Genomic DNA, 26179 nt, shown 5'->3' with positions numbered 1-26179 from the left:
ATGTCTGCGGCGCACGCGCTCGAGCACGTGATGCTCGGCGAGCCAGTGGTGCATCATGCCTTCCCCGTTGTGTTCCTTCCGGTAAGCGCGCGATTCGAAAATCGATAGCCCCAAAAGAACGAGCAGGCCGACAGCAAGGCCAGCAAGCCCAGCGATGGTTTCGGTATCCATGGCAGCCTCCTTGGGTTGCAGCCATATCACCATCTTAGGACAGAGGCGGCCAGGAAAAAATGATGGTGTTTGCGAACCGGCGCGTCACGCGCGCAGCCTGTACACTGCTGCGCGGCAACATTTTTTAGGGATTTAAATCGATGTCACGTGTCTGGCTGGCCATCGCAATGGCCGCACTGCTTTCCGCTTGTGCCGACAATTCGGCGAGCAAGCATCATGGTCCGCCGCCTCACGATCCCGCCGACTATCACGGCGTACCGACCGACGACCGGCCGCCCGTGATGATCGAAACGCCGCCCGCGCAGTAATCGGCCCCGAGCAGGCAGAGCAGCGAAGCAGCAGAGCAGGGGAAGAGGACGATGAAGCCGCGCGCCTCAAGGAGCCTTGAGGCGCTCAGCGAGCCATCGCAGGCTGAATCGCTCCCGTAATGCGCGGGAGGAGCGGATAGAGTGTCAGACCGCGCGCCGCCATGAAGATCAGCAGCGCGGCCCAGAGTCCGTGGTTGCCGAACGGCGCAACGAGCGCCCACGAAGCGGCGAGAAACACCAGCAACGAAATCGCCATCGCCTGCATGAGCTCGCGCGTGCGCGTGGCGCCGATGAAGACGCCGTCGAGCAGGAAGCCCCACACAGAGATAATCGGCGAGAGTGCTGCCCACGGCAGGAAAGCCCGGGCCGCGGCGCGGACCGTCGACTGATCGGTGAGCTTGTCGATGATCCAGCCGCCGGCGCCCCAATAGACCACCGAGAATCCGAGCGCGCCGAGCGCCGCCCAGAACAGATTCACCTTGACGGCTTGGCGGAACGCATGGCGGTCGCGCGCGCCGATCGCTGCGCCGACCAGCGCCTCACTCGCGTGAGCGAATCCGTCGAGCCCATACGCCATGAAGGTCTGAAAGTTCAGCAGCAGCGCGTTGGCGGCGAGGATCGCGTCGCCCTGCCGCGCGCCCAGGTGGGCGAACCAGCCGAACGAACCGAGCAGACATATCGTCCGCAAAAAGATGTCGCGATTGATCGCGACTAGCCGTTTGAGCGCGGCCGGTTCGACGGCGGCGCGCCAGTCGAGCGGCGTGAGCCCGCGCGGGCGCAGATGCCAGAGCACTGCCGCGCCGAAAAAGAAACCAACTGTGTCGGCGGTCGCGGTCGCCGCGCCGATGCCGGCGATACCCCAGCCGAAGCCGTAGACGTAAGCCAGCACGGCCACGATATTGACGGCGTTGATCAGCACTTGCGAGACCAGCGCGATACGCACGCGTTGCATCCCCAACAGGTAGCCGAGGACGACGTAGTTCGCCAGCGCGAACGGCGCCGAGCCAATGCGCGCGTGGCTATACACGGTGGCGTTGCGCTGCACCGCGTCGCTGCCGCCGATCAGCGCGAGCGCGTAATGGATCAGCGGCGTCTGCACGAGCAGGATGAACGCGCCGATGCCGAACGCCAGCACTAACGCGCGTACGACATTCACGCGCAATGCCGCCTGGTCGCCGGCGCCGTGCGCCTGCGCGATCAGTCCGGTCGTGCCCATGCGCAGGAAACCAAAGCCCCAGAAGACGAAATTGAAGAAGAGGCCGCCGAGCGCGACGCCGCCCAGATCGGCGGCACGGCCCAAATGCCCGGCGACGGCCGTGTCGACGGCGCCGAGAATCGGCTGGGTGAGATTGGCGAGGACGATCGGAAACGCGAGCGTCAACACGCGCCGATGCCAGTCGCCCCGCGAAGGCAGGGAGGCGCCGTCGCTCAACTGCGCTCCTGCACGCAGACCCACGGCGAGACGACCACCGCCCACAATTCCGGTTTGCGATCGGCGAAATCGGCGGCCGTCTCGGCTTGCATGCGCTGCACGAGACCCGACGAGAGCCACTGCGTCACGCGCGTGCCGTCGTCGCTTGCGATCGCTTCGGCGACGCTCACGAGGTCGAGGTCGCGCGCCACCGAAAGCAGCTTGCCTTGGGCGAAGAAACGCTCGAGATCCTGCCAGTCGATCTTGGCGGTCTCTCCGAGCAACTTGGCGTAGAGGGGGCTGGGCGTAGCGTTGTCGTTTTGGGTCATGATCGTGAGAATCGATTGCGGCCGATACTATAAACGATAGACGGCGAGGCGGCCTGGCGCTTCCGAACTGCGACGCTCAGGCGTGCAATCCCGCTTGCGCTGGCGTGCGCATTTCGTCTGATAAAAAGTCGGTAAATTAACGATTAACGCTTTATTCGATCGGCGCGAACTGAAGGATATGAAGAAGCGCGGATTAATCGGACGAAAAGCAAATTGGCAATGCCCGTAAAACGTGATCGCCGTGAGCCGATTGGAAAACGGAGTCGGGTGTTCCAAAAAACCAACTTCGGCGAATAATTGCATTCCTTTGTGCGTTGGACCACTTAATGACTATCGGTGGCGCGCGGGTCGAAACTGCTCGCTGCGGTGCAGTGAAGGCAGTCCGTTCCGTCACTCGCGCGCTATTGATCAGTCTGTCGCAAAGTCCCGCCGTAAAAGGCTTTTCGGCGAAAGAGCCGCTCAATCGTACGCGCGCTGCAACGCGCATTTTTATGCGTGTAAGGCGGCGCTTTACAACATCGTTTCACCAGGGAAAGTCCGGGCGACACATAATCCGTGCGCCGCGACACATATTCGATCTAATTAAGTGATTGCGCGGGCAGGGTCGCGTTGATAGATTGCCATTCGGCGCATGGTAAACCGGTCCTTTGCCGATATGCGCCAAACCCCCGTTAGCCCGGCGCCACGCCGGGCTTTTTTTGTGCGTTCTATTTCATTCGCCGCGAGCGTTAATCGAGTAAAACGACGCGGCGAATGAGAACGTTCAGCGCGGCGGCAGATCGCGTGCCGGGTCGATCGAGCGCCCCTGGTAACGGAGTTCGAAATGGAGCATCACGCGGTCGTTATCCGAATCGCCCATCGCGGCAATCTTCTGTCCTTGCGCAACCGACTCGCCTTCCTTTACGAATAGCGCCTGGTTGTGCGCATACGCGGTGAGGTAATCGCCGCCATGTTTGATGATGAGCAGGTTGCCGTAGCCACGCAGGCCGTTGCCCGCGTACACGACGGTGCCGGGCGCGGCGGCGACGATCGGCGTGCCGGGGGCATTCACGATGTCGATGCCTTTCGAGTTGCGGCCGTCGAAGTTGCGGACCACCTGGCCGGCGGTCGGCCAGATCAGCGAAATGGACGAGACGGGTGCGGGCGCCGGACCCGAGCTGTCGGGCGCCGACTCGCGAGGCGCGGCAGCCGTGGCGCGCGGCGCAGTGCGCTCCGCGCCCGCCGCGGAACCGGCCGGCGGCGCGACGCGCAACACCTGGCCGACTTCGATCGCATCGGGGTTCGACAGATTGTTCCAGCGAACGATGTTCGACACCGATTGCCGATTGCCGCGCGCGATCTTGCTGACCGTGTCGCCGCGTTCCACGCGGTAGAAACCCGGGCCGACCGGTGCCGAGCCGCAGGCGGCGAGCAGCGCGACGAGCGCCGCGCACGCGAGTTGTCTGAATCCTCGTCTAAATCGTTGTGCCAATGTTGAACCTCGCAGGACGCCGTCGCGCGGTTCGACCGGAAGGCGAAACGCGGCGGCAAAACGTCTGATTTTAACGGTTTTGCCGCCGCGCCAGCGCCTTTCAAGCCGGCGGGAACGGATGCGTCAGACGAGCGCTTCGACGTGCAGACGCAGCGTCGCGGTTTCCGTCGTGCCCGGCGCGAGCCAGCGCAGACCGAGCCCGTTGTGGATCGCGTCGGGCAGACCGAGCCACGGTTCGACGCAATAGAAGTCGGAATCGGCGGCTTCCGTCCACGTCGTCACCGCGTACCACGGCAGCGAATCGGGACGGTCGAGATCGATCGTGACCGCGCGCCGCAGGCCCGGCGTGACGAGGCGCACCGGGACCGAGGGCGGCGTCGGTTCGAGCACGTGAAAGCGGTCGATGATGCCGGCGTCGTCGAGACGATAGAGCGTCTCGCCGCGCTCCGGCGCGCTGATCGAACCGTCGGGCAACTGATGACGGCGCACCGCCAGCGGCATCTCGAGCGTGCTTTCAGCGCGCTGCGCGTGCGGCAGCGCAAAGTAAAAGTGATGGCCCGCGTACCAGGGCAGCGGCGCGTCGCCGGTATTGGCGACGGTCAGCGAGACGTCGAGCGTGTGATCGTCGGCGAGACGGTAAGCGGCTTCGAAGCGAAAGCCGAACGGATAGCCCGCGCGCGTCGCCGCCGAGTCGTCGAGCGTCATGCTCACGCCACGCCCGTCGTCGTCCACCTGGGCGGCAAACGGCAGGTCGCGAGCGAAACCGTGCATCGGCAGATCGCGCACGACGCCGTCGGCGTCACGCCAGCGGCCGATCTGGCCATCGACGAAATGGCGCCCGAGAAACGGAAACAGCAACGGATTGCCGCCGCGTATGCGCGCGGGCTGCTCCCAGTTCGCGTTGTCGGGCCAGCGGATGACCGCTTCGCCGCCGACGTGCCACGAGAGCAGGCGGCCGCCGGCCCACGGTGCGAAGCGCAGCGTGGAGACGCCGCTGTTGAGTTCGAGAAGGTTCTGCGGAGGGCGTGTTTCCATGGCCTGTCACTGAGTCGAGGGGAAGGAAAGGCCGCGCCGGAGCGGCGGCGGGCCGCGATTGCACGATTCTGGCGCAATTCTGGCCCGAGTCGCGCGGGTGCGCCGGATTGTGCGCCGCTTTCAGATGCGTGAAAACCCTCGTCGGGAAATCGTGGGTGTTGTGCAAGGCTGGCCGCCGCCATAATCGGCCTGAATGAATGTGCGATTTCGCACACTGCACGAGTGAAGGAGGGCGCGGAAAATGGATATCGCAATGGCCATGAGCATGGGATTGTTCAGCCTGTTCGTCGGGAGCAGCGCGTACTTCTTCTACAAGATGGCGCGCTAAGCGAAAAAACGCGCAAGCAGCGAGCCGTACACCGCGTGTGGCTTGCAGTTATCTTTCATTCTGGCCGGCGTTTGCCGGCTTGTTCCTTTCTGAATGGCGCGCGCTCGCTGCGCCTTCTGTCCATATCGCCGCTATTTTGTTGCGACGCGGTAACTTTTCCGACAAATGAGTCTTGAAGCTTGGCGCTGCAATTCGGGCCAGGCATAATCGGTGCGCTTTGCCGCACTGTCCCCGCGATGGTCGGCGCCATGTCCAACCATTCCGAGGATCCGCGCGTGAGTCTCTCGTTTCTTTTCTTCCTGAGCGTGCTGCAAGGCGTCACCGAACTGTTCCCGGTCAGCAGCCTCGGTCACACGCTGCTTGTGCCGGCGCTGTTCGGCATGCATATCGACAAACACGCTCCGCAACTGTTGCCGTTCCTCGTCGCGCTGCATCTCGGCACGGCGATCGCGCTGCTCTGGTATTTCCGTGCGCGTTGGGTCGCGCTGATCAGCGGTTTCTTCGCTTCGCTCGGCGGCCGCAAGAACGACGACGGTCACATGATGTGGGCGCTGATCATCGGCACGATTCCGACGGGCATCGTGGGTCTGGTACTCGAAAAGCGCATCGAGGCGATCTTTCACGACCTGCGCATCGTCGCCGCCGCGCTGATGGTGAACGGCGTGCTGCTGTGGCTCGGTGACCGTCTCCAGCAGGCGCGCGCGCATCGCGCGCCCGAAAAGCTCACGTTTCGCCAGGCGTTCCTGGTCGGTCTTGCGCAGATCGGCGCGCTGATTCCGGGTTTCTCGCGCAGCGGTTTGACGATGATCGCCGGTAACGCAGCGGGTCTCACGACCGAGAAGGCCGCGGAGTTCTCATTCCTGCTCGGCACGCCGATCATCTTCGCGGCGGGCGTGCTCGAACTGCCGAAGCTGTTCCATGCGCGCGACCAACTGACGACGGCGCTCGTCGGCGGCGTGCTGACCGGCATCGCCGCGTGGCTGAGCGTGAAGTTCCTGATGCGCTATTTCGAGGGCCGCGGCCGTCTGGCGTCGTTCGGCCTGTACTGCGTGATCGCGGGCGCGATTTTCCTCGGCTGGTTCGTGATGCATCCGCAACCCGCTTGATGGCGGGCTGTGGGCGGGACGTCCGGCTCAAGGCGAACGCGGTATAATCCACGCCCGTCTTCGGCCGCGCCCCGCGTTGGGCCGAAAACGCGCAGATTTTCCACGCGACAGTAGCTCAGCTGGATAGAGCATCGGCCTTCTAAGCCGAGGGTCGGGGGTTCGAGCCCCTCCTGTCGCGCCAAACAAAAAAAGCCCGCAATTTGCGGGCTTTTTGCCATTTATCTGCGATCACCATCGCGCGCGCCTCAACGAAAAGACGACCCTCAAGCCGCCAGCTTCATCTGCGCGACGATCACCTCGCGCAACCTCGCGAGCCGCTCACGAAGTACGAAGGGTTGATCGATACTCGCGATCCTGAGCGCCGGCGCACTCGCGCGTCCGATCACAATCGTGCCGAAGTCGAACAACGCGCCGACCGGTCCTTGACGCACATGCACGCGGCGCACATCGCCCAGCTCGAACGCGACACGGCGATGACGCACGATGCCGAAGGTCGCGATCACGCGCTTTCTCGTCAGCGCGAGTTGCGTCGTCAGCAGCAGGGCGATTGCGAACGCGAACAACAACACGCCCGCGCCAAACAACATCGCCGCCGAAAACATCGCGTCGCCGAGACAGCCCACCAGCACGCCCCAGATCATCAACACGATGCCGAACGTGATCCACGGGCTCATGGCCCACATGCTGAGATGGCCCTCATAAACGACCCGCTCTCCGGGAGGCAGCACCGATTCGACGCGCACCATGTTTGATCTCCATTAAATATTGCCTAGTCAACTAATAACAGACTAGTGGATATGATGGAGTCATGACTGTGGTCAAAAGTCGCGTTAGAAATGCTGCTCAAAACGCCAATAAATCGCGCTGTGTCAAAAAATAGCGGGCAGCCACATGGCTGCCCGCGAAGAAAGCTGGACACCCTGATGTCCAGCGATCGATGGCCGTTGTCGATCAGCGCATCAACGTCTCAAAACATCAGAGCTTCAGGTCGAGCGCGTTGGTCAAATCGCCCATCGTCTGGCCGCCGTTGCTCTTGAGCGCGGCGTCGCGCGTGGTGATGCCTTGCAGCGTCGGCAGCGAGAAGCGGCGCGTGATCAGGCGCAGGATCGACGTCGTGTCGTACTGCGTATGGTCGACGTAACCCTTCTTCGCGTAAGGCGAAATGACGAGCGCCGGAATGCGCGAGCCCGGACCCCAGCGGTCGCCCTTCGGTGGTGCCACGTGATCCCAGAAGCCGCCGTTTTCGTCGTAGGTCACCACGACAACCATGTCCTTCCACTGCGGGCTCTTCTGCAGATGCGAAATCACGTCGGCGATGTGCTGGTCGCCGCTCGCCACGTCGGTGTAGCCCGCGTGCTCGTTCAGGTTGCCCTGCGGCTTGTAGAACGACACTGAGGGCAGCGTGCCCGCGTCGATCGCCTTGATGAACTCGCTGCCGTCCATGCCGCCGTCGAGCAGGTGAGCCGCGCGCGCGGCGGTGCCCGGCGCGTAGTTCGAGAAGTAGTTGAACGGCTGATGGTGCGGCTGGAAGTTCGGCGCCGTCATGTTCGCGCCGTAGATCACGTTCGAGGTGCTGTTCTGCACCGCGCTCACGGCCGCGCCCCATGCGCCGCCGTACCACGCCCACGTGACGTTCGCGTTCGAGAGCAGGTCGCCGATGTTCTGCGCCGACTGCGGCGGCATCGTCGAGGCGTTGTTCGGATCGGCGAGATTCGCGTCGCCGCCCGAGGCGGCCGTATTGCCGCTTGGCTGATACGGCGGCTGCATCGTGTTGACGGCGTAGAAGTCGGGCGTCAGGTTGCCCGACTTCACGAACTTCGGCACGCCGGTGAGCGCCGAGGCCGGCGAGTTCGAAGCGAGCGTGAGCGACACGCCGTCGGCGTTGACGCTGGAAATGGTCGGCTGGGCGGTGGCCGTCGCGGCGTTCGCGTAGTACGGCGTGCACGCGCAGATCAACCATTGGTGGTTCAGGAACGAGCCGCCGAACGCGCCCATGAAGAAGTTGTCGGCGAGCGTGTATTGCTGCGCGATCTTCCAGAGCGGCAGTTTTTCGGCGCTGGTCGTGTAGTGGCCCATCACCAGGCCGCCCGAGTCGGCCCACGCGGCGAACATGTCGTTCTTGCCGCCGTGGATCTGCATCTGGTTTTCGTAGAAGCGGTGATAGAGGTCGCGCGTCGTCGTCGAGAGCGGGACGTTGAAGCCGTTCGGATCGTCGATGGCAAAGGGCGCGTTCGCCATGTTTTCGGTCATCGCCGCGGTAACGACGGGCGTCACGCCCGTTTGCGTCAGGCCGTTCCAGACCGTCGGCAGCGTGGCGAGCACCGAGCCGTCGCGATCGAGCTGCTGCGCGCTCGCGGCCGTGACGTTCTGCAGGCCGTTGGCGCCGGGGAAGTTGCCGTACAGGTTGTCGAAGCTGCGGTTTTCCGCATAGATCACGACGATGTTCTTCACCGACGACAGGCCCGGCTTGCTGTCATTGCCGCCGCAGGCCGCGACGGCCAATGCCGCCGCCGCTGCTGCGATCGGCGTCGCATAGAACCATTTTCTGTTGAACATTTTTTCTCTCTCGCGTTGGGGGCGCCGGGCGGCGAGCGCGGGAGTGACACCGGCCGTCGGGCGAGCCGCAGTGTCTCAGCGAAATTTGACAGCTATATGTAAATAATTACATTTAGCTTTTCTTATCCCTCGATTTGCGTAACGCGCAAATTACACGGCGTCATTGGAATGTCATGAGCCTGACATACGCTTTCGCGACTTCGATGCGTTGCCTGCTGGATGCATCGGTTTTCGCGGCAGCGCGGTGCGCGGGTTCGACGGACCGGACCTGAGCGTACTTTCGCGCGCGCCGCACACCAGTTCGGGGATCAGTTTATGTGGCATCGTTCGGCGCGACGCGCGGCGCTTGAGGGCAGTTTTTCCAACACGCATTCGCAGACTTGCGCGCGCAGGCCGCGCGGTGTTGGCCACGGCCGTTTGCTGATCGCGGCCGCGTTGCTGTCGATGCTGGCGGCCTGCGACGGCGGCACGCAGGACGCGTCGGCCGGGGTGGAAAACGGCACGCAAAACGGCACGCAAAACGGCGCGAGCGCACAGGACGCGCAAGCCCGATCGAAGGCCAACGCACCGGTCAACGGCGCGAAGCTGATCAAGATTTCCGCATCGACGGCCGCGACGCCGACAGCCCAGCTGATAGCCCAGCCGACAACTCAACCGCACGCCCAGTCGCGCGCCGAGGTCTACGCGCAGGTGGGCCGCATGACGGCGCTCGGCAAGCAGATGTTCTTCGACCCGTCGCTGTCGGGCTCGGGCAAGATGTCGTGCGCGACCTGCCACAGCCCGAATCACGCGTTCACGCCGGCCAATGCGCTCGACGTGCAGATCGGCGGCGCCGACATGCATCGTCAGGGTATGCGCGCCGTGCCCACGCTCAAGTATCTGCAATCGGTGCCCGCGTTTGCCGAGCACTATCACGATTCCGACGACGAAGGCGACGAGAGCGTCGACGCGGGCCCGACCGGCGGCCTCACGTGGGACGGTCGCGTCGATCATGGCGGCGACCAGGCGCGCATTCCGCTGCTGTCGTCGTTCGAGATGGCGAGCACGCCCGCGAAGGTGACGGCGGCGGTGCGTGCGGCGCCGTACGCCAACGCGTTTCGCGAGGCCTTCGGCGAGCACGTTTTCGACGACGACAACGCCACCTTCCAGGCCGTGCTGAAGTCGCTCGAAACCTTCGAGCAGGCGCCCGAGGTGTTCTATCCGTACACCAGCAAGTACGACGCGTATCTCGCGGGCAAGACCGCGCTCAGCGCCGCCGAATTGCGCGGCCTGCAACTGTTCAACGACGAGAAGAAGGGCAATTGCGCGAGCTGCCACATCAGCCAGCGCGCCAAGGACGGCGCGCCGCCGCAGTTCAGCGACTTCGGCCTGATTGCGATCGGCGTGCCGCGCAATCGCACGCTCGCCGTCAATCGCGATCCGCGTTTCTTCGATCTCGGCGCGTGCGGGCCCGAGCGCACGGATCTCGATCATCGCGCCGAATTCTGCGGCCTGTTCCGCACGCCGACGCTGCGCAACGTCGCGCTCAAGAAGACGTTCTTCCACAACGGCGTCTATCACTCGCTCGAAGACGTGCTGCGCTTCTACGCGCGGCGCGACACGAATCCGCAGGAGTTCTATCCGGTGGTGAAGGGCAAGGTGAAGAAGTTCGACGATCTGCCGCAGCAATACTGGGCGAACCTGAACACGGAGCCGCCGTTCGACCGCAAGCCCGGCGATGCGCCGGTGTTTTCCGACGCGGAGATCAAGGATGTGATGGCGTTTCTCGACACGCTCACCGACGGCTGGCAGCCCCCGGCGCACTGAGCGCGCGCATGTAAGCGTGCGTTCCGTTCAGGACGACACGATCAGCAGGCAGGTCGCCGTGAGCATCACGAACGACACCAGCAGGCAGATGAAGCCGCCGCGCACCGCGAACTCCGGCCAGGCCGGCGCCTGATCGACGACGCCGAAGCTCAGGTCCGCCATGGCCGGATCGGTGCACGGCGCCTTTGAATGGTGGGCGAGCACCGCCATCAGGCCGATGCACAGCAACGCCAGGACGACGGCGAACAGGCTGAGCGCGGCGGCGTAAGTCATGACAGAAAAATCCTTGTATCACGTCAGTGGATGACAGAGGAATCGTAGAGCCGGGGCAGGCAGGCAGCTATCGGACCAATCCGAAAAACCGTGGGGCAGACTGACGTGGAGCGTCGGACGAAAACAGGGCCCGTGCTATCCTTTTTGAGATCCAACGATTGCCCTACAAGATCGCTCTACAAGGAGAACATTCGATGTCGAAGTCGCCCCGAGTTCTGTCAGGTATTGCCGCCGTGTTGCTGCTCGCGTTCGGCGCGAACGCGCAGGCGGCCAATCTGGGTTTTCTGCATGACACGCCCGCATCGTGGATGAAGCAGGCGGACTACGATTCGCTCACGCACGCCGTGCGCGACGCGGTCGCCAACAAGGCGGACGGCGAGTCGTCGACCTGGAATAACGACGGCCTGCGCAACAGCGTCAAGATCGACGCCACCATCACGCCCACCAAGACCGAGAAGGACGGCAACAAGACGTGCCGCGACACGGACGTCGTCGTCAACGCGAAGGGCCAGACGATGACGCTGCGTCCGCAGTTCTGCCGCGAAGGCGAGGGTCAGTGGGTCTACCAGAAGCGGCACTGAGCGCGTGGTGAACGGCAAGACCGTGTCGTGCGGCATCGTGCTGCTCGACCCCGAGGGGCGCGTGCTGCTCGCGCACGCGACCGGCACCGACCATTGGGACATTCCGAAGGGACAAGGCGAGACGGGCGAAACCGAGGTGCAGAGCGCGCGGCGCGAGATGGTCGAGGAGACCGGTATCGACGTGAGCGCCGCGCGGCTCGTCGATCTCGGGCGTTTCGCGTATCGGCGCGACAAGGATCTGCATCTGTTCGCGGCGCGCGCGCTGGCGAGCGAGAGCGATCTGTCGCGCTGCGTGTGCGTGTCGATGTTTCCGCGCCGCCACGACGGCGTGATGATTCCCGAGATGGACGCCTGGCGCTGGGTCGCTCCCGCCGACGTCGCTCAGTACGCGAGCCGCAGTCTCACGCGCCTGTTCACTACGGCGCTGTCGCTGACGGAGCTGCATCGGCGGATCGAAACGGCCTGAGCCGGCCAGAGCGTTTCGCGCGCCGCCGCCATGAAAAAAGCCCGCACGGCAAACGTGCGGGCTTTTTCATTCGCGCGATGCTGCGCCGGCGGCCTTACTTGCCCCAGCTGTCGCGCAGACCGACGATGCGGTTGAACACCGGCGCGCCCGGCTTCGAGTCGTAGCGGTCGGCGACAAAGTAGCCGTGACGCTCGAACTGGAAGCGGTCTTCCGGCGCCGCGTTGCGCGCGCCCGGCTCGACGAACGCCTGGACGACGCGCTTCGAGTCCGGATTCAGCGCTTCGAGGAAGTCGCGGCCGCCCGCGTCCGGCTGTTCTTCGCGGAACAGGCGGTCGTAGAGGCGCACTTCGGCCGGCACGGCGTTGTCGGCGCTGATGAACTGGATCGTGCCCTTGACCTTGTAGTTGCTCGATCCTTCGGTGCCCGACTTGCTGTCCGGGAAGTAGTTGCAATGCACGGCGACGATGTTGCCGTCGGCATCCTTCTCCGCGCCCGTGCATTCCACGACGAAGCCGTACTTCAGGCGCACCTTGTTGCCCGGGAACAGGCGGAAATAGCCCTTGGGCGGCGTTTCCTGGAAGTCCTCGCGCTCGATCCACAGTTCACGCGAGAACGTGAATTCGCGGACGCCGCGCTCCGGATGATGCGGATGCACCGGCGCGCTGCACTGCTCCGACTGACCTTCGGGATAGTTGTCGACGATCAGCTTGAGCGGATCGAGCACGGCCGTCGCGCGCGGCGCCTTGTCGTCGAGGTCGTCGCGCAGCGCGCCTTCGAACACGCTCATGTCGATCCACGAATCGACCTTGGTCACGCCGATACGCTCGCAGAACAGCTGGATCGCTTCGGGCGTGAAGCCGCGGCGGCGCACGCCGACGATGGTCGGCATACGCGGATCGTCCCAGCCGTCCACGTGGTTTTCGGTCACGAGTTGCAGCAGCTTGCGCTTGCTGGTGATCGCGTACGTGAGGTTCAGGCGCGAAAACTCGATCTGTTGCGGCAGCGGACGCGTGAACACGCCGGCGTCGGCCAGTTCGTTGAGCACCCAGTCGTAGAGCGGACGGTGATCTTCGAATTCGAGCGTGCACAGCGAATGCGTGATGCCCTCGAGCGCGTCCGAAATGCAGTGCGTGTAGTCGTACATCGGATACACGCACCACTTGTCGCCCGTGCGGTAGTGATGCGCGAAGCGGATGCGGTAGATGACCGGGTCGCGCATGTTGAAGTTCGGCGACGCCATGTCGATCTTCGCGCGCAGCACGTGCGCGCCTTCCTCGAACTCGCCGGCCTTCATGCGGCGGAACAGGTCGAGGTTTTCGTCGACGGAGCGCTCGCGGAACGGCGAGTTCTTGCCCGCTTCCGTGGCCGAGCCGCGGTTCGCGCGCATCTCTTCCGGCGTCTGGCTGTCGACGTACGCCTTGCCGCGCTGGATCAGCAGCTCGGCAAATTCGTAGAGCTTGTCGTAGTAGTCGCTCGCGTAGAAGAGGTACTCGTGGTCTTCCTTCTTCCAGTCGAAGCCGAGCCACGTGACCGCGTCGATGATCGAGTTGACGTATTCGACGCTTTCCTTTTCCGGATTGGTGTCGTCGAAGCGCAGGTGACAGACGCCGCCGTAGCGCTGCGCCACGCCGAAGTTCAGGCAGATGCTCTTCGCGTGGCCGATGTGCAGATAGCCGTTCGGCTCCGGCGGGAAGCGCGTTTCCACGCGCTGCGCCCACTTGCCCGAGCGGTTGTCGTCGTCGATGATGTTGCGGATGAAATTGGATGCCGCAGGCGCGTCCGTGCGGTCGGCGTCTTTACGTTCGGTATTCATGCGAAAAGGGAAGTCGTTCGAGGGCGCGCCGCACATCGCACTGCACGTTGCAGGCCAACGTTGCAAGCCGGGCGCCCGGTGGTGCCTTCCATTCTACCTGACGCGCCCCACCGTGCCAGCCCTGGCGCCGGAGCGGGGCGCACAACGCCGCGAAGCAAGGAAAAAATGACGACGATCGACACACGGGTGCGGGTTTTGCCGGGCTACATGAACTCGGGGCCGGGGCACTGGCAGACGCGCTGGGAGGCCGCGCACGCGGGCTTCGCGCGCGTGGCGATGCCCGACTGGCTGCATCCGGACTGCGCGGCGTGGTGCCGTGCGCTGGAGGCGGCGCTGGCGGCCGAACCGCAGCGCGACGGTGAGCGTGAAGGCGAGGGCGGCGTGCTGCTGGCGGCGCACAGCCTCGGCTGCCTGACGGTGGCGCACTGGGCGGCGCGTTTTTCGAGCGCGGCGACGCGCGCGAAGGTCGCGGGCGCGCTGCTGGTGGCGCCGCCGGACCCGCATGGCCCCGAATTTCCGCGCGACGCGAGCGGCTTCGATCCGGTGCCGCTGGCGGCGCTGCCGTTCCCGAGTGTCGTGGTCGCGAGCAGCGACGATCCGTACGGCGGGCTGGATTTCGCGCAACGCTGTGCGCAGGGCTGGGGCAGCCGCTGGGAGGCGATCGGCGCGCGCGGGCACATCAACGCCGAAAGCGGCCTTGGCGACTGGCCGCAGGGCTTTGAATGGCTGATGTCGATGGGTTGATGTCGATGGCGCTAAACGAAATCCGGCGGCGCGCGAAGCGAAGTCCGCTCGCCGCCGGCGCGCCGCCAAGGCGTCAAAGCACGCCTTTTGCGCGTAATGCCTCGATCTGCTCGTCGCCGTAACCGAGCACGCCGCGCAGCACGTCGGCGGTGTGCTCGCCGAGCGTCGGCGGATGGCTCGCCACCACAGGCGGCGTCTCGCTCATCCGGATGGGATTGCGCACGAGCCGCGCCATGCCGCCCGTCGGGTGCGGCACGTCCACCTGCAGGCCGCGCGCGATCACCTGCTCGTTCTCGAACACTTCGCCCAGATCGTTGATCGGCCCGCACGGCACGCCCGCGGCTTCGAGCGAGCCGATCCAGTCGGCCTTGCTGCGCGTGCGGATGAGGTCGGCGACGATCGGCACCAGCGTGTCGCGATGGCGCACGCGCTCCGGATTGGTCGCGAAACGCGCGTCGTCGGCGAGATCGGCGCGGCCCGCGACTTCGACGAACTTGCGGAACTGCCCGTCGTTGCCCACGGCGAGAATGATCCAGCTATCGCTCGTCTGGAAGGCCTGATAGGGCACGATGTTCGGATGCGCATTGCCCCAGCGCACCGGCGGCTTGCCGCTCGCGAGGTAGTTCGTGTTCATGTTCGCGAGCATGGCGACCTGCACGTCGAGCAGCGCCATGTCGATGTACTGGCCCGCGCCCGTGCGGTCGCGGTGCGCGAGCGCCGTGAGCACGGCGATGGTCGAGTACATGCCGGTCATGAGGTCGGCGATCGCCACGCCGGCCTTCTGCGGGCCGCCGCCCGGCAGGCCGTCGCGCTCGCCCGTGATGCTCATGAAGCCGCCCATGCCCTGCACGATGAAGTCGTAGCCCGCGCGCGGCGCATACGGGCCGGTCTGACCGAAGCCCGTCACCGAGCAATAGACGATGTCCGGCTTCACTTCGCGCAGCGAGTCGTAGTCGAGCCCGTACTTCTTCAACTGCCCGACCTTGTAGTTCTCCAGCACGACGTCGCTCTGCGCGGCCAGTTCACGCACGATGCGCTGACCTTCCGGCGTGGCGATATCGACGGTCACCGAGCGCTTGTTGCGGTTCGGCGCGAGATAGTAGGCGGCCTCGGCGGTGTCCTCGCCGTCGGGCGTTTTGAGATACGGAGGCCCCCAGTGGCGCGTGTCGTCGCCGGCGCCCGGACGCTCGACCTTGATCACGTCGGCGCCGAAATCGGCGAGAGTCTGCGCGCACCACGGTCCGGCGAGAACGCGGGTGAGATCGAGTACGCGGATATGGCTGAGAGCGCCCATGCTGTATGTCTTCCAATATCGTTTTGAGGCGGGCCGTCGAGGCGGCCGTTGCGTCCATATTAAGCGATTCGCGCTCTGCACGGCTTATTTCGGTACAAAGTTTCGCTTGGCGGAACAAATTGTCGCGCGACAGCGCTCGCCCGACGCCCCGCGCGCAACGAATCGTCAAGCGCGTGCACACGCCGCCGCATACGGCGTGGCAGCGATGCACGCCGGTCCGCGGACGCCGCCGCGCGCGTGCGTCGATCCCGTATAATCGTTCGATTCAGCATCGAGGAAACCGCGCACGCGCAAGCTGCGGCCCGTGTTTTCGAGATCAAACAAGATTCAGCACAGACGCCCCGAAGGTAAATACAGCACGCCATGAAAGCCTCCGAAATCCGCGAGAAATTCCTCAAGTTCTTCGAATCGAAGGGCCACACGATCGTGCGCTCGTCGAGCCTCGTGCCGGGCAACGACCCGACCTTGCTCTTTACCAACTCGGGCATGGTGCAGTTCAAGGACGTGTTCCTCGGCGCCGAATCGCGTCCGTACTCGCGCGCGACCACTGCGCAGCGCAGCGTGCGCGCGGGCGGCAAGCACAACGACCTCGAAAACGTCGGCTACACGGCGCGCCACCACACGTTCTTCGAGATGCTCGGCAACTTCTCGTTCGGCGACTACTTCAAGCGCGACGCGATCCACTACTGCTGGGAACTGCTGACGAAGGTCTACAGCCTGCCGGCGGACAAGCTCACGGTCACGGTCTACAAGGAAGACGACGAAGCCTTCGACATCTGGGCGAAGGAAATCGGCGTGCCGGTCGAGCGCATCATCCGCATCGGCGACAACAAGGGCGCGCGCTACGCGTCGGACAACTTCTGGCAGATGGCCGACACCGGCCCGTGCGGCCCGTGCTCGGAAGTGTTCTACGACCACGGTCCGGACGTCTGGGGCGGCCCGCCGGGATCGCCTGAGGAAGACGGCGACCGCTTCATCGAGATCTGGAATCTCGTGTTCATGCAGTTCAACCGCGACGCGCAGGGCAACATGACGCCGCTGCCCAAGCAGTGTGTCGACACCGGCATGGGTCTCGAACGTCTGGCCGCCGTGCTCCAGCACGTGCACAGCAACTACGAGATCGACCTGTTCCAGAACCTGATCAAGGCCGCCGCGCGCGAAACCGGCATCAGCGACCTCACGAACAACTCGCTGAAGGTGATCGCCGACCACATCCGCGCATGCTCGTTCCTGATCGTCGACGGCGTGATTCCGGGCAACGAAGGCCGCGGCTACGTGCTGCGCCGCATCGTGCGCCGCGCGATCCGCCACGGCTACAAGCTCGGCAAGAAGGGAGCGTTCTTCCACAAGCTGGTGAACGATCTGGTCGTCGAAATGGGCGCGGCCTATCCGGAGCTGACCGAAGCGCAACAGCGCGTGACGGATGTGCTCCGCCAGGAAGAAGAACGCTTCTTCGAGACCATCGAGCACGGCATGTCGATCCTCGACGGCGCGCTGGCCGACCTCGAAGCGAAGGGCGGCAAGACGCTCGACGGCGAACTCGCGTTCAAGCTGCACGATACCTACGGCTTCCCGCTCGACCTCACGGCGGACGTCTGCCGCGAGCGCAACGTCACGGTCGACGAACCGGCGTTCGACGAAGCCATGGCGCGCCAGCGCGAGCAGGCGCGCGCCGCGGGCAAGTTCAAGATGGCGCAGGGTCTCGAATACTCGGGCGCCAAGACCACGTTCCACGGTTACGAAGAGATCGCGTTCGACGACGCCAAGGTCGTCGCGCTGTATGTCGACGGCTCGTCGGTCAACGAAGTGAAGACCGGTCAGGACGCCGTGGTCGTGCTCGACCACACGCCGTTCTACGCCGAATCGGGCGGCCAGGTCGGCGACCAGGGCGTGATCTCGAACGCGAGCATCCGCTTCTCCGTCGCCGACACGCTCAAGGTGCAGGCCGACGTCTCGGGCCACCACGGCACGCTGGAGCAGGGCACGCTGAAGGTCGGCGACGTCGTGAAGGCGGAAATCGACGCCGTGCGTCGCGCCCGCACGGCCCGCAACCACTCGGCCACGCACTTGATGCACAAGGCGCTGCGCGAAGTGCTGGGCGCGCACGTGCAACAGAAGGGCTCGCTCGTCGACGCCGATAAAACGCGCTTCGACTTCGCCCACAACGCACCGATGACCGACGACGAAATCCGTCGCGTCGAGCAGATCGTCAACGCGGAAGTGCTCGCGAACGCGCCCGGCATCGTGCGCGTGATGTCCTACGACGAAGCGGTCAAGGGCGGCGCGATGGCGCTGTTCGGCGAAAAGTACGGCGACGAAGTGCGCGTGCTCGACCTCGGCTTCTCGCGCGAACTCTGCGGCGGCACGCACGTGACGCGCAGCGGCGACATCGGCCTGTTCAAGATCGTGGTGGAAGGCGGCGTCGCGGCCGGCATCCGCCGCGTGGAAGCGATCACCGGCGACAACGCCGTGCGCTTCGTGCAGGACCTCGACGCGCGCATCAACGCGGCGGCGGCGGTGCTCAAGGCGCAACCGGCTGAACTCACGCAGCGCATCGTGCAAGTGCAGGATCAGGTGAAGTCGCTCGAAAAGGAACTGGGCGCGCTCAAGTCGAAGCTGGCGTCGAGCCAGGGCGACGAACTCGCGGGTCAGGCGATCGACGTGAACGGCGTGCACGTGCTCGCCGCCACGCTCGAAGGCGCGGACTCGAAGACGCTGCGCGAAACGGTGGACAAGCTCAAGGACAAGCTCAAGAGCGCGGCCATCGTGCTGGCGGCTGTCGAAGGCGGCAAGGTCAGCCTGATCGCGGGCGTGACCGCCGAGGCCAGCAAGAAGGTCAAGGCCGGCGAACTCGTGAACTTCGTCGCCCAGCAGGTGGGCGGCAAGGGCGGCGGCCGTCCGGACATGGCGCAGGCGGGCGGCACCGAGCCGGCGAACCTGCCGGCAGCGCTCGCGGGCGTGAAGGGCTGGGTCGAAGCGAAGCTGTAATCGCGCAGATTCGCCGATGAAAAAAGGGCTGTCCGCAAGGGCAGCCCTTTTTGTTTTTGTGCCGACGAGCGCGCGTGCTTCAGGCCACAGCCGCCGAGGCGGCTTCGGCGGGCGTGTGCGTTTCACCGCGCGCATGCGCAAGCAACGCCGATTTCAGCGCATCGAGCGCCGGCGACAGATGCCCGCGCCGCCAGACCAGCAGCGTGTCGATCTGGCCGAGCGTGCCGAGCGAATGCACGGCGATGTCGTCGGCATTGCGCTGCAGATCGAGCACCGAGCGCGGCGCGACGGCCACGCCCGCACCTGCCGCCACGCACGCGACGATCGCGTGATACGAGCCCAGCTCCAGCACGCGCGTGGGCCGGATGCCGTGCTCCAGATACCACGCCTCCACGTAGTTGCGATACGCGCAGCCGCGCTCGAACGCGACCAGCGTCGAGAGCGCGACGTCGCCCGGCTGGCGGATCGGCCGATGCCCGCGCGGCGTGATCATCACCAGTTCCTCGCGATAAACGCTTACGTGCTCGAAGACGTCGGCGGCGGGCGGACCCGCGAACGGCGTCGCGACCAGCGCGGCGTCGATCTCGAATTCGCGCAGCCGCTCCATCAGACAGCCGGTCGTAGCCGTTTCCAGTTCGAGCGTGACGTCGGGCCACGCCTGGTGATAGCGCGCGAGCACGCCGGGCAGACGGCTCGCGGCAGCGCTTTCCATGGTGCCGAGCCGCAGCCGCCCCGCCGGCCGCGCCGCCTTGAGCGCGTGACGCGCTTCATCGGCGAGCGCGAGCATCCGTTCGGCGTAGGGCAGCAGCGTTTCGCCGGCGGGCGTGAGCACGAGGCGGCGGCCGTCGCGCGTGAACAGCGGCGTGCCAAGCTCCTCCTCGAGCTGCTTGATGCGCGTGGTCACGTTCGACTGCACGCGGTTGAGCTTGGCGGCGGCGCGCGTCACGCCGTTTTCGCGGACGACGGCCCGGAAGATCGCGAGCTCGGCGAGATCCATGATAGTTCTCTAAACGGGAATGATTCGTTCATCATAATTCATTTTTAAGGAAGGTTTTCAGCGACTACCATGCTGGGAAACCTCGTTGCGCGATGCCGCCTCGCGTCGCCTATGCCGCCCCGTTTTCTCGACTTTTCTCCACCCTGTTTCGCCGATCATGACCGACCTTGCCGCCCGCCGTTCCGGCTCCCAGACCGCCCGCCGCCCGCATGCCGCCCGACGCGCCGCGCTCGCGTGCATGGCGACGCTCGCCGCAGCGCTCGGCATCGGACGTTTCGCGTTCACGCCGCTCCTGCCGCTGATGCTGCACGGCGGCGGACTCGATCTGCAACACGGCGGCTGGCTCGCGTCGCTGAACTACGCGGGCTACTTCGTCGGCGCGGTCGGCTGCGCGGCGCTGCGTTTCGCGCCCGCGCGCATCGTGCGCGCCGGGCTGGCGGCGACGGCGCTGCTCACGCTCGTCATGGGCCTCACGCACGCGTTCTGGATCTGGGCCATCGTGCGCTTCCTGGGCGGCGCGGTGAGTGCGGCGACCTTCGTGTTCGCGTCGCAATGGGGACTGCGCCGGCTCGCGCAACTGGGCGCGCACGAGTGGGGCGGCGTGATCTTCACGGGACCGGGCGTCGGCATCGCGCTGACGGGGCTGGCCGTGAGCGCGGCGGGCGCGCTCGGCGGCATCGATGCGCGCGTCGGCTGGCTCGGGTTCGGGCTGGTGTGCGTGCTGATCGCGGTCTGCGTGTGGCCCGTTTTCGGCGATGAAACGCGCGAGGCGGCCGAGGCGGCGACGTCAGCGGCAGCGTCTGGATCGCCTGCATCGACTGCGTCCGGCGCTTCGGCGCAAGCCGCAACGTCTTCCGGCAGCGGCAACACGTCGAACCGCGCCGACGCCTTCTGGCTCGTCCTGCTCTACGGCGTGCCGGGCTTCGGCTACATCATCACGGCGACTTTCTTGCCGGTGATCGCGCGCCACGCGCTGCCGGGCTCGATGTGGCCCGACCTGTTCTGGCCGATGTTCGGCGTCGCGTTGATCGTGGGCGCGCTCTCGGCGGCGCGTCTGCCGCTGCACTGGGACAACCGCCTGATGCTGGCCGTCTCGTACGTATTGCAGGCGCTCGGGATCGCGCTCGGCATCGTCTGGCCGAACGCCGCAGGCTTCGCTTTCGGCAGCGTGCTGATCGGCTTGCCGTTCACGGCGATTACGCTGTTCGCGATGCGCGAAGCGCGCCTGCTGCGCGGCGAACACGCGGCCGCGCTGATGGGCTACGCGACGGGCGCTTACGGCATCGGCCAGATCGCCGGGCCGCTGGTGGCCGCGCCGCTGGCGGCGTCGAGCGGCTCGTTCACGAGTTCGCTCGCGCTCGCCGCCGCCGCGCTCGTGCTCGGCGCGCTGGGGCTCGTTTGGCGCGCGCTGCGTTCGCGCGCCTGAAACGGGTCGAGCGGCACCGCCGGTTTCGTCAGGATCGCCAGGCGCCTCCCGCATCTCCCGCCATTTGGTGAACGTGTTTCGTGGAATGTTGCGCCGCTGCGCGCCGTCACGTCCACGCCCGTCGAAGCCCGCTCGCACGCCAACGCCGATAGCGCACTAAAATGGCTGCTTCGCGCCGCCTGCGCGCGCCCACCGGGCGGCTCGCGGCGGCGCGGTTGTGTCCCGCGCCTGCTTCCTGCGTCTGTGCCCTGCGAATCCATCGAGCCATGAGCGAATACCAGTTTTGCCCGCGCTGCGCCTCGCGTCTCATCGAGCGCGCCGACGCGGCGCACGAAGGCGGCCGCGTGCGCCGCGCCTGTCCGGCCCCTGTCTGCGGCTACACGCATTGGGACAATCCGCTGCCCGTCGTGGCGGCCATCGTCGAATATGAAGGGCGCATTCTGCTGGCGCGCAACGCGGCCTGGCAGGAGGGCATGTTCGCGCTGATCACCGGTTTCCTCGAAAACGGCGAGACGCCCGAAGAGGGCATCGCGCGCGAAGTGCTCGAAGAAACCTCGCTGCACGCCCAGAGCGTCGAGCTGATCGGCGTCTACGAATTCATCCGCAAGAACGAACTGATCATCGCGTATCACGTGAAGGCGACGGGCACGATCGCGCTGTCGCCGGAACTGCTCGAATACCGTCTGGTCGAGCCCGCGAAGCTGCGGCCCTGGCGCGCGGGCACCGGTCAGGCGCTCGGCGAATGGATGCGCCGTCGCGGCCTGCCGTTCGAGTTCGTCGAGCGGCCGGGGCAGTGAGTCCGGCGCGCCGTCATGCCGCCTGTGCCTGCGCAGGCTTCCTCAACTTCATGTTCCCGATCCGATGAACCGACCGCTCGCCCGTGACCGTTCCGGCTATCGCCACTTCCTCACCATCACCACGCGCTGGATGGACAACGACGTCTACGGACACGTCAACAACGTCGTCTACTACAGCTACTTCGATACCGTGGTGAACGAGTATCTGATCCGCGCGCAGGCGCTCGACATCGAGCACGGCGAGACGATCGGCCTCGTGGTCGAGACGCAGTGCAATTACTTCGCGCCGCTCGTCTTTCCCGATCGCGTGGAGGCGGGACTGCGCGTGGCGCGGCTCGGTTCGTCGAGCGTGCGCTACGAGGTCGGCCTGTTTCGCGAGGGCGACGCCACGCCCGCCGCGCAGGGCCATTTCGTGCACGTCTATGTCGATCGCGAGACGCGCCGTCCCGTGAAAGCGCTGCCCGACGCGTTGCGCGCGGCGCTCGCGCCGCTCGTCGTCGAGGATGACGCCGACGCCGACGCCGGCGCACGAAGCTAGCCGCCGCGCACATCGACACGCTGTCGTGCAGGCCTTTCTCATCGATACGCTCAACGGCGCGAGCTACGGCCTGCTGCTGTTCCTGCTCTCCGCCGGGCTCACGCTGATCTTCAGCATGCTCGGCGTGCTCAACTTCGCGCACGCGAGCTTCTACATGCTCGGCGCGTATCTGGGCGTGACGCTCGCGGGCTGGTGCGGCTTCGGCTGGGCGCTCGTGCTCGCGCCGCTCGCGGCCGGACTCGCGGGCGCGCTGTTCGAAGTCGCGCTGCTGCGCCGCGCGCGGCCCGGCGGTCCGCTGAATGCGCTGCTGCTGACCTTCGGCGCGGCCTGGGCGATCGGCGAAATCGTCAAGCTCGTCTGGGGTTTGCAACCGCTCGCGGCGACCGTGCCCGCATGGCTCGACGGTGCGCTGTTCACTTTCGGCGGCGCGGCGTTCTCGCGCTATCGCGGGTTCGCGATGCTGATGTCGGCGGCCATGCTGCTGCTGATTTTCGTCGCGCTGCGCGTGTCGCAGACGGGCCTCGTCGTGCGCGCCGCGCTTACGCACACGGCCGCCGTCGAAGCGCTCGGCCACGACGTGCCGCGCGTGCGCACGCTGGTCTTCGCGCTCGGCACCGCGCTCGCGGCGCTGGCGGGCGTGGTGGCCGCGCCGCTGTTCGTCGTCGAGCCCGCGATGGCCGAATCGGTCGGCTCGATCGTGTTCGTGGTGGTGGTGACGGGCGGGCTCGGCTCGCTCGGCGGCGCGTTCGTGGCGTCGCTCGCAGTCGGTTTCCTGCAGACTTTCGCGGTGGCGAGCGACGTGTCGTTCGGTGCGCTCGCCGCGCGCGCAGGCGTGACGCTCGCGCCCGCGTGGAGCGCGCTCACGCTCGCGCAGGCCGCGCCGCTGCTGCCGTATCTGTTGCTCGTCGCGATGCTCGCCGTGCGTCCGCAAGGGCTGTTCGGCCGGCGCGGCGAGGATGCGTGACGCCATGCGCGCCAAACCTCACGCCGATCGCCCCCTCGCTCGCCCGCCGCACATGCGTGCGTCGGCGCTGATGTGGCTCGCGCTCGCGGTGCTGCTGGTCGCGCCGCCGCTCGTTTCGGCGTGGCTTTCGCCGTCGGGCGCGCCGCAAGGCTGGCTGCTGGCCTGCCTCGCGCAAGCCGCCGCGATGATCGTGTTCGCGCTCTCGTACAACCTGCTGCTCGGCGAGACCGGCTTGCTCTCGTTCGGCCACGCCGTGCCGGCCGGGCTCGGCGCACTGGCGGCCGCGCATTGCTTCAACCGCTACGCGATGGCGTTGCCGCTGCTGCCCGTGATCGGCGGCGTGGCGGGCGCGGCAGTCGGCGCGTTGACGGCCTGCGTCGCCGCGCGCCGCGCGGGCACCGCGTTCGCGATGATCACGCTCGGCCTCGGCGAACTGGTCGCCGCCGCGGCGTGGGCGCTGCCCGGCTGGTTCGGCGGCGAGGCCGGCGTGCCGATCGATCGCGCGAGCGGCCCGGCGCTCGCGGGCTGGAGCTTCGGCCCTGATCGTCAGGCGTACTGGCTGATCGCGGCGTGGTGTTTCGCGGCGTGCGTGGCGATGCGCGTGCTGTCGCGCGCGCCGTTCGTGCGCCTCGCCAACGCCGTGCGCGACAACCCGCGGCGCGCCGCCTCGCTGGGCGCGTCGCCCGCGCGCGCGCGGGCCGCGATGATCGTGCTGGGCTCGGCGTTCGCGGGCGTCGCGGGCACGCTCGCGCTCATCAACGTCGAACTCGCCGCGGCCGAGAGCGTCGGCATGATGCGTTCGGCCGCCGTGCTGATCGCGACGGTGACGGGCGGGGCGGGCGCGTTCTTCGGCCCGGTGCTCGGCGCGCTCGTGTGGGTGGCTTTCAGCGTGGGCGTGGCGAGCCTCTCGCGCGCGTGGATGCTCTACGTGGGCGTGTTTTTCATCGTCGTCGTGCTGATGGCGCCCGAGGGTCTCGCGGGCCTCGCCGCGCGCGAACGCGCGACGCTCGCGCGCACCGGCTGGCGGGCCTGCGTCGCGCCGTGGTGCCTGGCGCTGCTCGCGGCGATCAGCGGCACGCTCGCGTTCGTGCTCGCGGTGCAATGGGCCTACGCCATCCGTTTCGGCGACGACGATGCGTCGGCCAACGCCTTCGCCGCGCTGTCCACGCATGCGCAGTGGTCGCTCGGCGCGGCGATCGGCGTGTTCAGTGCAATCGGCTGGCTGGCCGCACGCCGCGCCTCTGCGCTGCGCCGCGCACGCTTCGGCGCGAACGTCGCTCACCCGGAGACGCGGCCATGACGATCGCACTGCGGCTGAGCGGTATCGAGAAGCGCTTTGGCGCGACGCCCGTGCTGCGCGGCGTCGATCTCGACGTGCGCGCGGGCGAACGTCATGCGCTGATCGGCCCGAACGGCGCGGGCAAGTCCACGCTCTTCAGCCTGATCGCAGGCGAGCAGCGCGCGAGCGCGGGCCGCATCGAACTGTATGGCCGCGACGTCACGCGGCTCGGCCCGCCCGCGCTCGCGCGCCGTGGCCTCGCGCGCAGCTTCCAGACCACCAGCGTGTTCGCGCGTCTCTCGGTGCGCGAGAACCTGCGCTGCGCCGTGCTCGCCTCGTTGCGCGGCGGCGCGGGCTTCGCGGCGCGCTGGTTCGGCTCCGCGCAGGCCGACGCGCGCGCCGCAGATGTGCTCGACGCCATCGGCCTCGCGCATGCCGCCGAACGCGAAGCGGCGACGTTGAGCTACGCCGAACAACGCGCGCTCGACCTCGGCCTCGCGCTCGCGGGCGGCGGGCAGACGCTGCTGCTCGACGAACCCACGGCAGGCATGAACCGCGCCGAAGCCGCGCGCGCGCTGGCGCTGATCCGCGCGACCACGGCGGGCAAGACGCTGCTGCTCGTCGAGCACGACATGGACGCCGTGTTCGGTCTCGCCGATCGCGTCTCGGTGCTGGTGCAAGGCCGCGTGATCGCCACCGGCACGCCGCAGGCGATTCGCGCCGATGCCGCCGTGCGCGAGGCCTATCTGGGCGCCGACTTCGGCGCGGCATCGTCATGAGCACGACGAGACCGTTACTGCTCGACGTCGCGGGCCTGCGCGCGTGGTACGGCGCGAGCCAGGTGCTGCATGGCGTCGATCTGCGCATCCACGCGGGCGAAATCGTGGCGCTGGCGGGCCGCAATGGCTCGGGGCGCTCGACCTTTGCAAAGGCGCTGATGTCGATGGTCGCCGCCGACGGCGTGCGCCGCTTTGCTGGCGTCGATCTCGCGCCGCTGCGGACCTTCGAGATCGCGCGCCTCGGCCTGGGCTACGTGGCGGAGCAGCGCGACGTTTTCCCCACGCTGAGCGTCGACGAGAACCTGCGGCTCGGCGTTGTGAAGCGCGGCCGCCGCGCGCCGCGCTTTACGCTCGACGAGGCGCGCGCGCTGTTCCCGATCCTGCACGAGCGGCGCGCGGCGCGCGCGGGCGTGCTCTCGGGCGGCGAGCAGCAGATGCTCGCGCTGGCCCGCGCGCTGATGGGCGATCCCGATCTGTTGATCGTCGATGAACCGGCCGAAGGTTTGTCCGCGCAGATGACCGCGCGCGTCGGCGATGCGCTGCGCGCGTTGCGCGAGCGCGGCGTCGCGGTGCTGCTGATCGAGCAGCGGCTCGCGCTCGCGCCGACACTCGCCGATCGCGTCGCGGTGATGGGGCATGGCCGCATCGTGTTCGAGGGCGTGCCGGCGGAACTCGCGCAGCGCGAGGACATCGTGCGCGAATGGCTCGGCGTGGGTTGA

25 protein-coding genes and 1 tRNA gene are annotated in these 26179 nt (G+C 66.6%); 15 read left to right on the top strand and 11 right to left on the bottom strand.

Features of this window, described 5'->3' with window-relative positions; translation table 11 throughout:
• The first annotated feature begins 311 nt into the window (after positions 1-311).
• The gene (locus BMY06_RS39800; RefSeq protein WP_167371431.1) at positions 312-479 is read left to right on the top strand and encodes a hypothetical protein; all 168 of its coding nucleotides are present in this window, start codon (positions 312-314) and stop codon (positions 477-479) included.
• A gap of 85 nt (positions 480-564) precedes the next feature.
• Here the strand turns inward: BMY06_RS39800 and BMY06_RS34935 are convergent, their stop codons facing one another.
• The 5 genes from BMY06_RS34935 to BMY06_RS34920 all read right to left on the bottom strand — a co-directional run bounded on the left by BMY06_RS34935 (position 565) and on the right by BMY06_RS34920 (position 4725).
• Positions 565-1911 (bottom strand): MATE family efflux transporter, encoded by a 1347-nt coding sequence (locus tag BMY06_RS34935; protein ID WP_074987465.1) that lies wholly within the window; start codon positions 1909-1911, stop codon positions 565-567.
• Positions 1908-2219, bottom strand: a complete 312-nt coding sequence (locus tag BMY06_RS34930) for a DUF2288 domain-containing protein (protein ID WP_065057929.1) — start codon at positions 2217-2219, stop codon at positions 1908-1910. The genes BMY06_RS34935 and BMY06_RS34930 overlap by 4 nt, the downstream gene beginning before the upstream one ends.
• Before the next feature lie 27 nt (positions 2220-2246).
• On the bottom strand, positions 2247-2522 hold the full coding sequence (locus BMY06_RS39245; RefSeq protein WP_124263334.1) for a hypothetical protein: 276 nt from the start codon (positions 2520-2522) through the stop codon (positions 2247-2249).
• A gap of 460 nt (positions 2523-2982) precedes the next feature.
• Positions 2983-3690 (bottom strand): peptidoglycan DD-metalloendopeptidase family protein, encoded by a 708-nt coding sequence (locus tag BMY06_RS34925; RefSeq protein WP_065057928.1) that lies wholly within the window; start codon positions 3688-3690, stop codon positions 2983-2985.
• Positions 3691-3813: 123 nt separating this feature from the next.
• The gene (locus BMY06_RS34920; RefSeq protein ID WP_074987464.1) at positions 3814-4725 is read right to left on the bottom strand and encodes an aldose epimerase family protein; all 912 of its coding nucleotides are present in this window, start codon (positions 4723-4725) and stop codon (positions 3814-3816) included.
• Positions 4726-5328: 603 nt separating this feature from the next.
• On the opposite strand from BMY06_RS34920, the gene BMY06_RS34915 reads away from it, so the two are divergent.
• Together BMY06_RS34915 and BMY06_RS34910 are read left to right on the top strand one after the other, a co-directional pair.
• Complete coding sequence (locus tag BMY06_RS34915; RefSeq protein WP_065057932.1) at positions 5329-6159, top strand: undecaprenyl-diphosphate phosphatase; 831 nt, start codon at positions 5329-5331, stop codon at positions 6157-6159.
• A gap of 104 nt (positions 6160-6263) precedes the next feature.
• A tRNA-Arg gene (locus BMY06_RS34910) sits at positions 6264-6340 on the top strand.
• An 82-nt stretch (positions 6341-6422) separates the two neighbouring features.
• Here the strand turns inward: BMY06_RS34910 and BMY06_RS34905 are convergent.
• Entirely contained in the window at positions 6423-6833 is a 411-nt protein-coding gene (locus tag BMY06_RS34905; RefSeq protein WP_161495543.1) for a PH domain-containing protein, read from the bottom strand.
• A 301-nt stretch (positions 6834-7134) separates the two neighbouring features.
• Complete coding sequence (locus BMY06_RS34900; protein ID WP_074987462.1) at positions 7135-8715, bottom strand: acid phosphatase; 1581 nt, start codon at positions 8713-8715, stop codon at positions 7135-7137.
• Positions 8716-9030: 315 nt separating this feature from the next.
• Between BMY06_RS34900 and BMY06_RS34895 the strand changes: the two genes are divergently transcribed.
• Positions 9031-10521: a cytochrome-c peroxidase gene (locus tag BMY06_RS34895; RefSeq protein ID WP_390971684.1), complete on the top strand. Its 1491-nt coding sequence runs from the start codon at positions 9031-9033 to the stop codon at positions 10519-10521.
• A 27-nt stretch (positions 10522-10548) separates the two neighbouring features.
• Here the strand turns inward: BMY06_RS34895 and BMY06_RS34890 are convergent, their stop codons facing one another.
• The gene (locus BMY06_RS34890; protein ID WP_065065898.1) at positions 10549-10794 is read right to left on the bottom strand and encodes a hypothetical protein; all 246 of its coding nucleotides are present in this window, start codon (positions 10792-10794) and stop codon (positions 10549-10551) included.
• Between the two features lie 194 nt (positions 10795-10988).
• On the opposite strand from BMY06_RS34890, the gene BMY06_RS34885 reads away from it, so the two are divergent.
• A complete protein-coding gene (locus BMY06_RS34885) occupies positions 10989-11375 on the top strand; it encodes a hypothetical protein (RefSeq protein ID WP_074987461.1) in 387 nt (128 codons plus the stop codon).
• Between the two features lie 7 nt (positions 11376-11382).
• Entirely contained in the window at positions 11383-11841 is a 459-nt protein-coding gene (locus tag BMY06_RS34880) for an NUDIX hydrolase (protein WP_074987460.1), read from the top strand.
• A gap of 94 nt (positions 11842-11935) precedes the next feature.
• On the opposite strand, the gene BMY06_RS34875 is transcribed toward BMY06_RS34880, so the two are convergent.
• Entirely contained in the window at positions 11936-13654 is a 1719-nt protein-coding gene (locus BMY06_RS34875; RefSeq protein WP_065065896.1) for a glutamine--tRNA ligase/YqeY domain fusion protein, read from the bottom strand.
• A 165-nt stretch (positions 13655-13819) separates the two neighbouring features.
• On the opposite strand from BMY06_RS34875, the gene BMY06_RS34870 reads away from it, so the two are divergent.
• Entirely contained in the window at positions 13820-14398 is a 579-nt protein-coding gene (locus tag BMY06_RS34870) for an RBBP9/YdeN family alpha/beta hydrolase (protein ID WP_074987459.1), read from the top strand.
• A 73-nt stretch (positions 14399-14471) separates the two neighbouring features.
• On the opposite strand, the gene BMY06_RS34865 is transcribed toward BMY06_RS34870, so the two are convergent.
• Positions 14472-15692: a CaiB/BaiF CoA transferase family protein gene (locus BMY06_RS34865; RefSeq protein WP_065065894.1), complete on the bottom strand. Its 1221-nt coding sequence runs from the start codon at positions 15690-15692 to the stop codon at positions 14472-14474.
• Positions 15693-16055: 363 nt separating this feature from the next.
• Here BMY06_RS34865 and alaS point away from each other — a divergent pair, with 363 nt between their 5' ends.
• A complete protein-coding gene (gene alaS, locus BMY06_RS34860; RefSeq protein WP_074987458.1) occupies positions 16056-18680 on the top strand; it encodes an alanine--tRNA ligase in 2625 nt (874 codons plus the stop codon).
• A gap of 79 nt (positions 18681-18759) precedes the next feature.
• Here alaS and BMY06_RS34855 read toward each other — a convergent pair whose 3' ends face one another.
• Positions 18760-19677 (bottom strand): LysR family transcriptional regulator, encoded by a 918-nt coding sequence (locus tag BMY06_RS34855; protein WP_074987457.1) that lies wholly within the window; start codon positions 19675-19677, stop codon positions 18760-18762.
• Positions 19678-19834: 157 nt separating this feature from the next.
• Between BMY06_RS34855 and BMY06_RS34850 the strand changes: the two genes are divergently transcribed.
• From BMY06_RS34850 to BMY06_RS34820, 7 genes are all read left to right on the top strand, one after another.
• Complete coding sequence (locus BMY06_RS34850) at positions 19835-21103, top strand: YbfB/YjiJ family MFS transporter (RefSeq protein ID WP_074987456.1); 1269 nt, start codon at positions 19835-19837, stop codon at positions 21101-21103.
• Between the two features lie 266 nt (positions 21104-21369).
• Complete coding sequence (locus BMY06_RS34845; protein ID WP_065065890.1) at positions 21370-21900, top strand: NUDIX domain-containing protein; 531 nt, start codon at positions 21370-21372, stop codon at positions 21898-21900.
• A 64-nt stretch (positions 21901-21964) separates the two neighbouring features.
• Positions 21965-22438, top strand: coding sequence for an acyl-CoA thioesterase (locus tag BMY06_RS34840; RefSeq protein WP_074987455.1), 474 nt, complete (start codon positions 21965-21967; stop codon positions 22436-22438).
• A 25-nt stretch (positions 22439-22463) separates the two neighbouring features.
• Complete coding sequence (locus BMY06_RS34835) at positions 22464-23402, top strand: branched-chain amino acid ABC transporter permease (RefSeq protein ID WP_074987468.1); 939 nt, start codon at positions 22464-22466, stop codon at positions 23400-23402.
• Between the two features lie 4 nt (positions 23403-23406).
• A complete protein-coding gene (locus tag BMY06_RS34830) occupies positions 23407-24702 on the top strand; it encodes a branched-chain amino acid ABC transporter permease (protein WP_390971679.1) in 1296 nt (431 codons plus the stop codon).
• Positions 24699-25460 (top strand): ABC transporter ATP-binding protein, encoded by a 762-nt coding sequence (locus tag BMY06_RS34825; protein ID WP_074987453.1) that lies wholly within the window; start codon positions 24699-24701, stop codon positions 25458-25460. Before BMY06_RS34830 ends, BMY06_RS34825 begins: the two co-directional genes overlap by 4 nt.
• Entirely contained in the window at positions 25457-26179 is a 723-nt protein-coding gene (locus BMY06_RS34820; protein ID WP_074987452.1) for an ABC transporter ATP-binding protein, read from the top strand. Before BMY06_RS34825 ends, BMY06_RS34820 begins: the two co-directional genes overlap by 4 nt.

Source organism: Paraburkholderia tropica, from assembly GCF_900109265.1.
In the GTDB taxonomy this organism is placed as follows: domain Bacteria; phylum Pseudomonadota; class Gammaproteobacteria; order Burkholderiales; family Burkholderiaceae; genus Paraburkholderia; species Paraburkholderia tropica.
This window is presented reverse-complemented; position numbering and strand designations above follow the sequence as displayed.

Bases quoted from the DNA above. Each gene is read 5' to 3' on its own strand.
- BMY06_RS39800 (WP_167371431.1), top strand. From the start codon at position 312: ATGTCACGTGTCTGGCTGGCCATCGCAATGGCCGCACTGCTTTCCGCT.
- BMY06_RS34930 (WP_065057929.1), bottom strand. From the start codon at position 2,219: ATGACCCAAAACGACAACGCTACGCCCAGCCCCCTCTACGCCAAGTTG.
- BMY06_RS39245 (WP_124263334.1), bottom strand. From the start codon at position 2,522: ATGCAATTATTCGCCGAAGTTGGTTTTTTGGAACACCCGACTCCGTTT.
- BMY06_RS34920 (WP_074987464.1), bottom strand. From the start codon at position 4,725: ATGGAAACACGCCCTCCGCAGAACCTTCTCGAACTCAACAGCGGCGTC.
- BMY06_RS34905 (WP_161495543.1), bottom strand. From the start codon at position 6,833: ATGAGCCCGTGGATCACGTTCGGCATCGTGTTGATGATCTGGGGCGTG.
- BMY06_RS34900 (WP_074987462.1), bottom strand. From the start codon at position 8,715: ATGTTCAACAGAAAATGGTTCTATGCGACGCCGATCGCAGCAGCGGCG.
- BMY06_RS34895 (WP_390971684.1), top strand. From the start codon at position 9,031: ATGTGGCATCGTTCGGCGCGACGCGCGGCGCTTGAGGGCAGTTTTTCC.
- BMY06_RS34890 (WP_065065898.1), bottom strand. From the start codon at position 10,794: ATGACTTACGCCGCCGCGCTCAGCCTGTTCGCCGTCGTCCTGGCGTTG.
- BMY06_RS34885 (WP_074987461.1), top strand. From the start codon at position 10,989: ATGTCGAAGTCGCCCCGAGTTCTGTCAGGTATTGCCGCCGTGTTGCTG.
- BMY06_RS34875 (WP_065065896.1), bottom strand. From the start codon at position 13,654: ATGAATACCGAACGTAAAGACGCCGACCGCACGGACGCGCCTGCGGCA.
- BMY06_RS34870 (WP_074987459.1), top strand. From the start codon at position 13,820: ATGACGACGATCGACACACGGGTGCGGGTTTTGCCGGGCTACATGAAC.
- BMY06_RS34865 (WP_065065894.1), bottom strand. From the start codon at position 15,692: ATGGGCGCTCTCAGCCATATCCGCGTACTCGATCTCACCCGCGTTCTC.
- alaS (WP_074987458.1), top strand. From the start codon at position 16,056: ATGAAAGCCTCCGAAATCCGCGAGAAATTCCTCAAGTTCTTCGAATCG.
- BMY06_RS34855 (WP_074987457.1), bottom strand. From the start codon at position 19,677: ATGGATCTCGCCGAGCTCGCGATCTTCCGGGCCGTCGTCCGCGAAAAC.
- BMY06_RS34850 (WP_074987456.1), top strand. From the start codon at position 19,835: ATGACCGACCTTGCCGCCCGCCGTTCCGGCTCCCAGACCGCCCGCCGC.
- BMY06_RS34845 (WP_065065890.1), top strand. From the start codon at position 21,370: ATGAGCGAATACCAGTTTTGCCCGCGCTGCGCCTCGCGTCTCATCGAG.
- BMY06_RS34840 (WP_074987455.1), top strand. From the start codon at position 21,965: ATGAACCGACCGCTCGCCCGTGACCGTTCCGGCTATCGCCACTTCCTC.
- BMY06_RS34830 (WP_390971679.1), top strand. From the start codon at position 23,407: ATGCGCGCCAAACCTCACGCCGATCGCCCCCTCGCTCGCCCGCCGCAC.
- BMY06_RS34825 (WP_074987453.1), top strand. From the start codon at position 24,699: ATGACGATCGCACTGCGGCTGAGCGGTATCGAGAAGCGCTTTGGCGCG.
- BMY06_RS34820 (WP_074987452.1), top strand. From the start codon at position 25,457: ATGAGCACGACGAGACCGTTACTGCTCGACGTCGCGGGCCTGCGCGCG.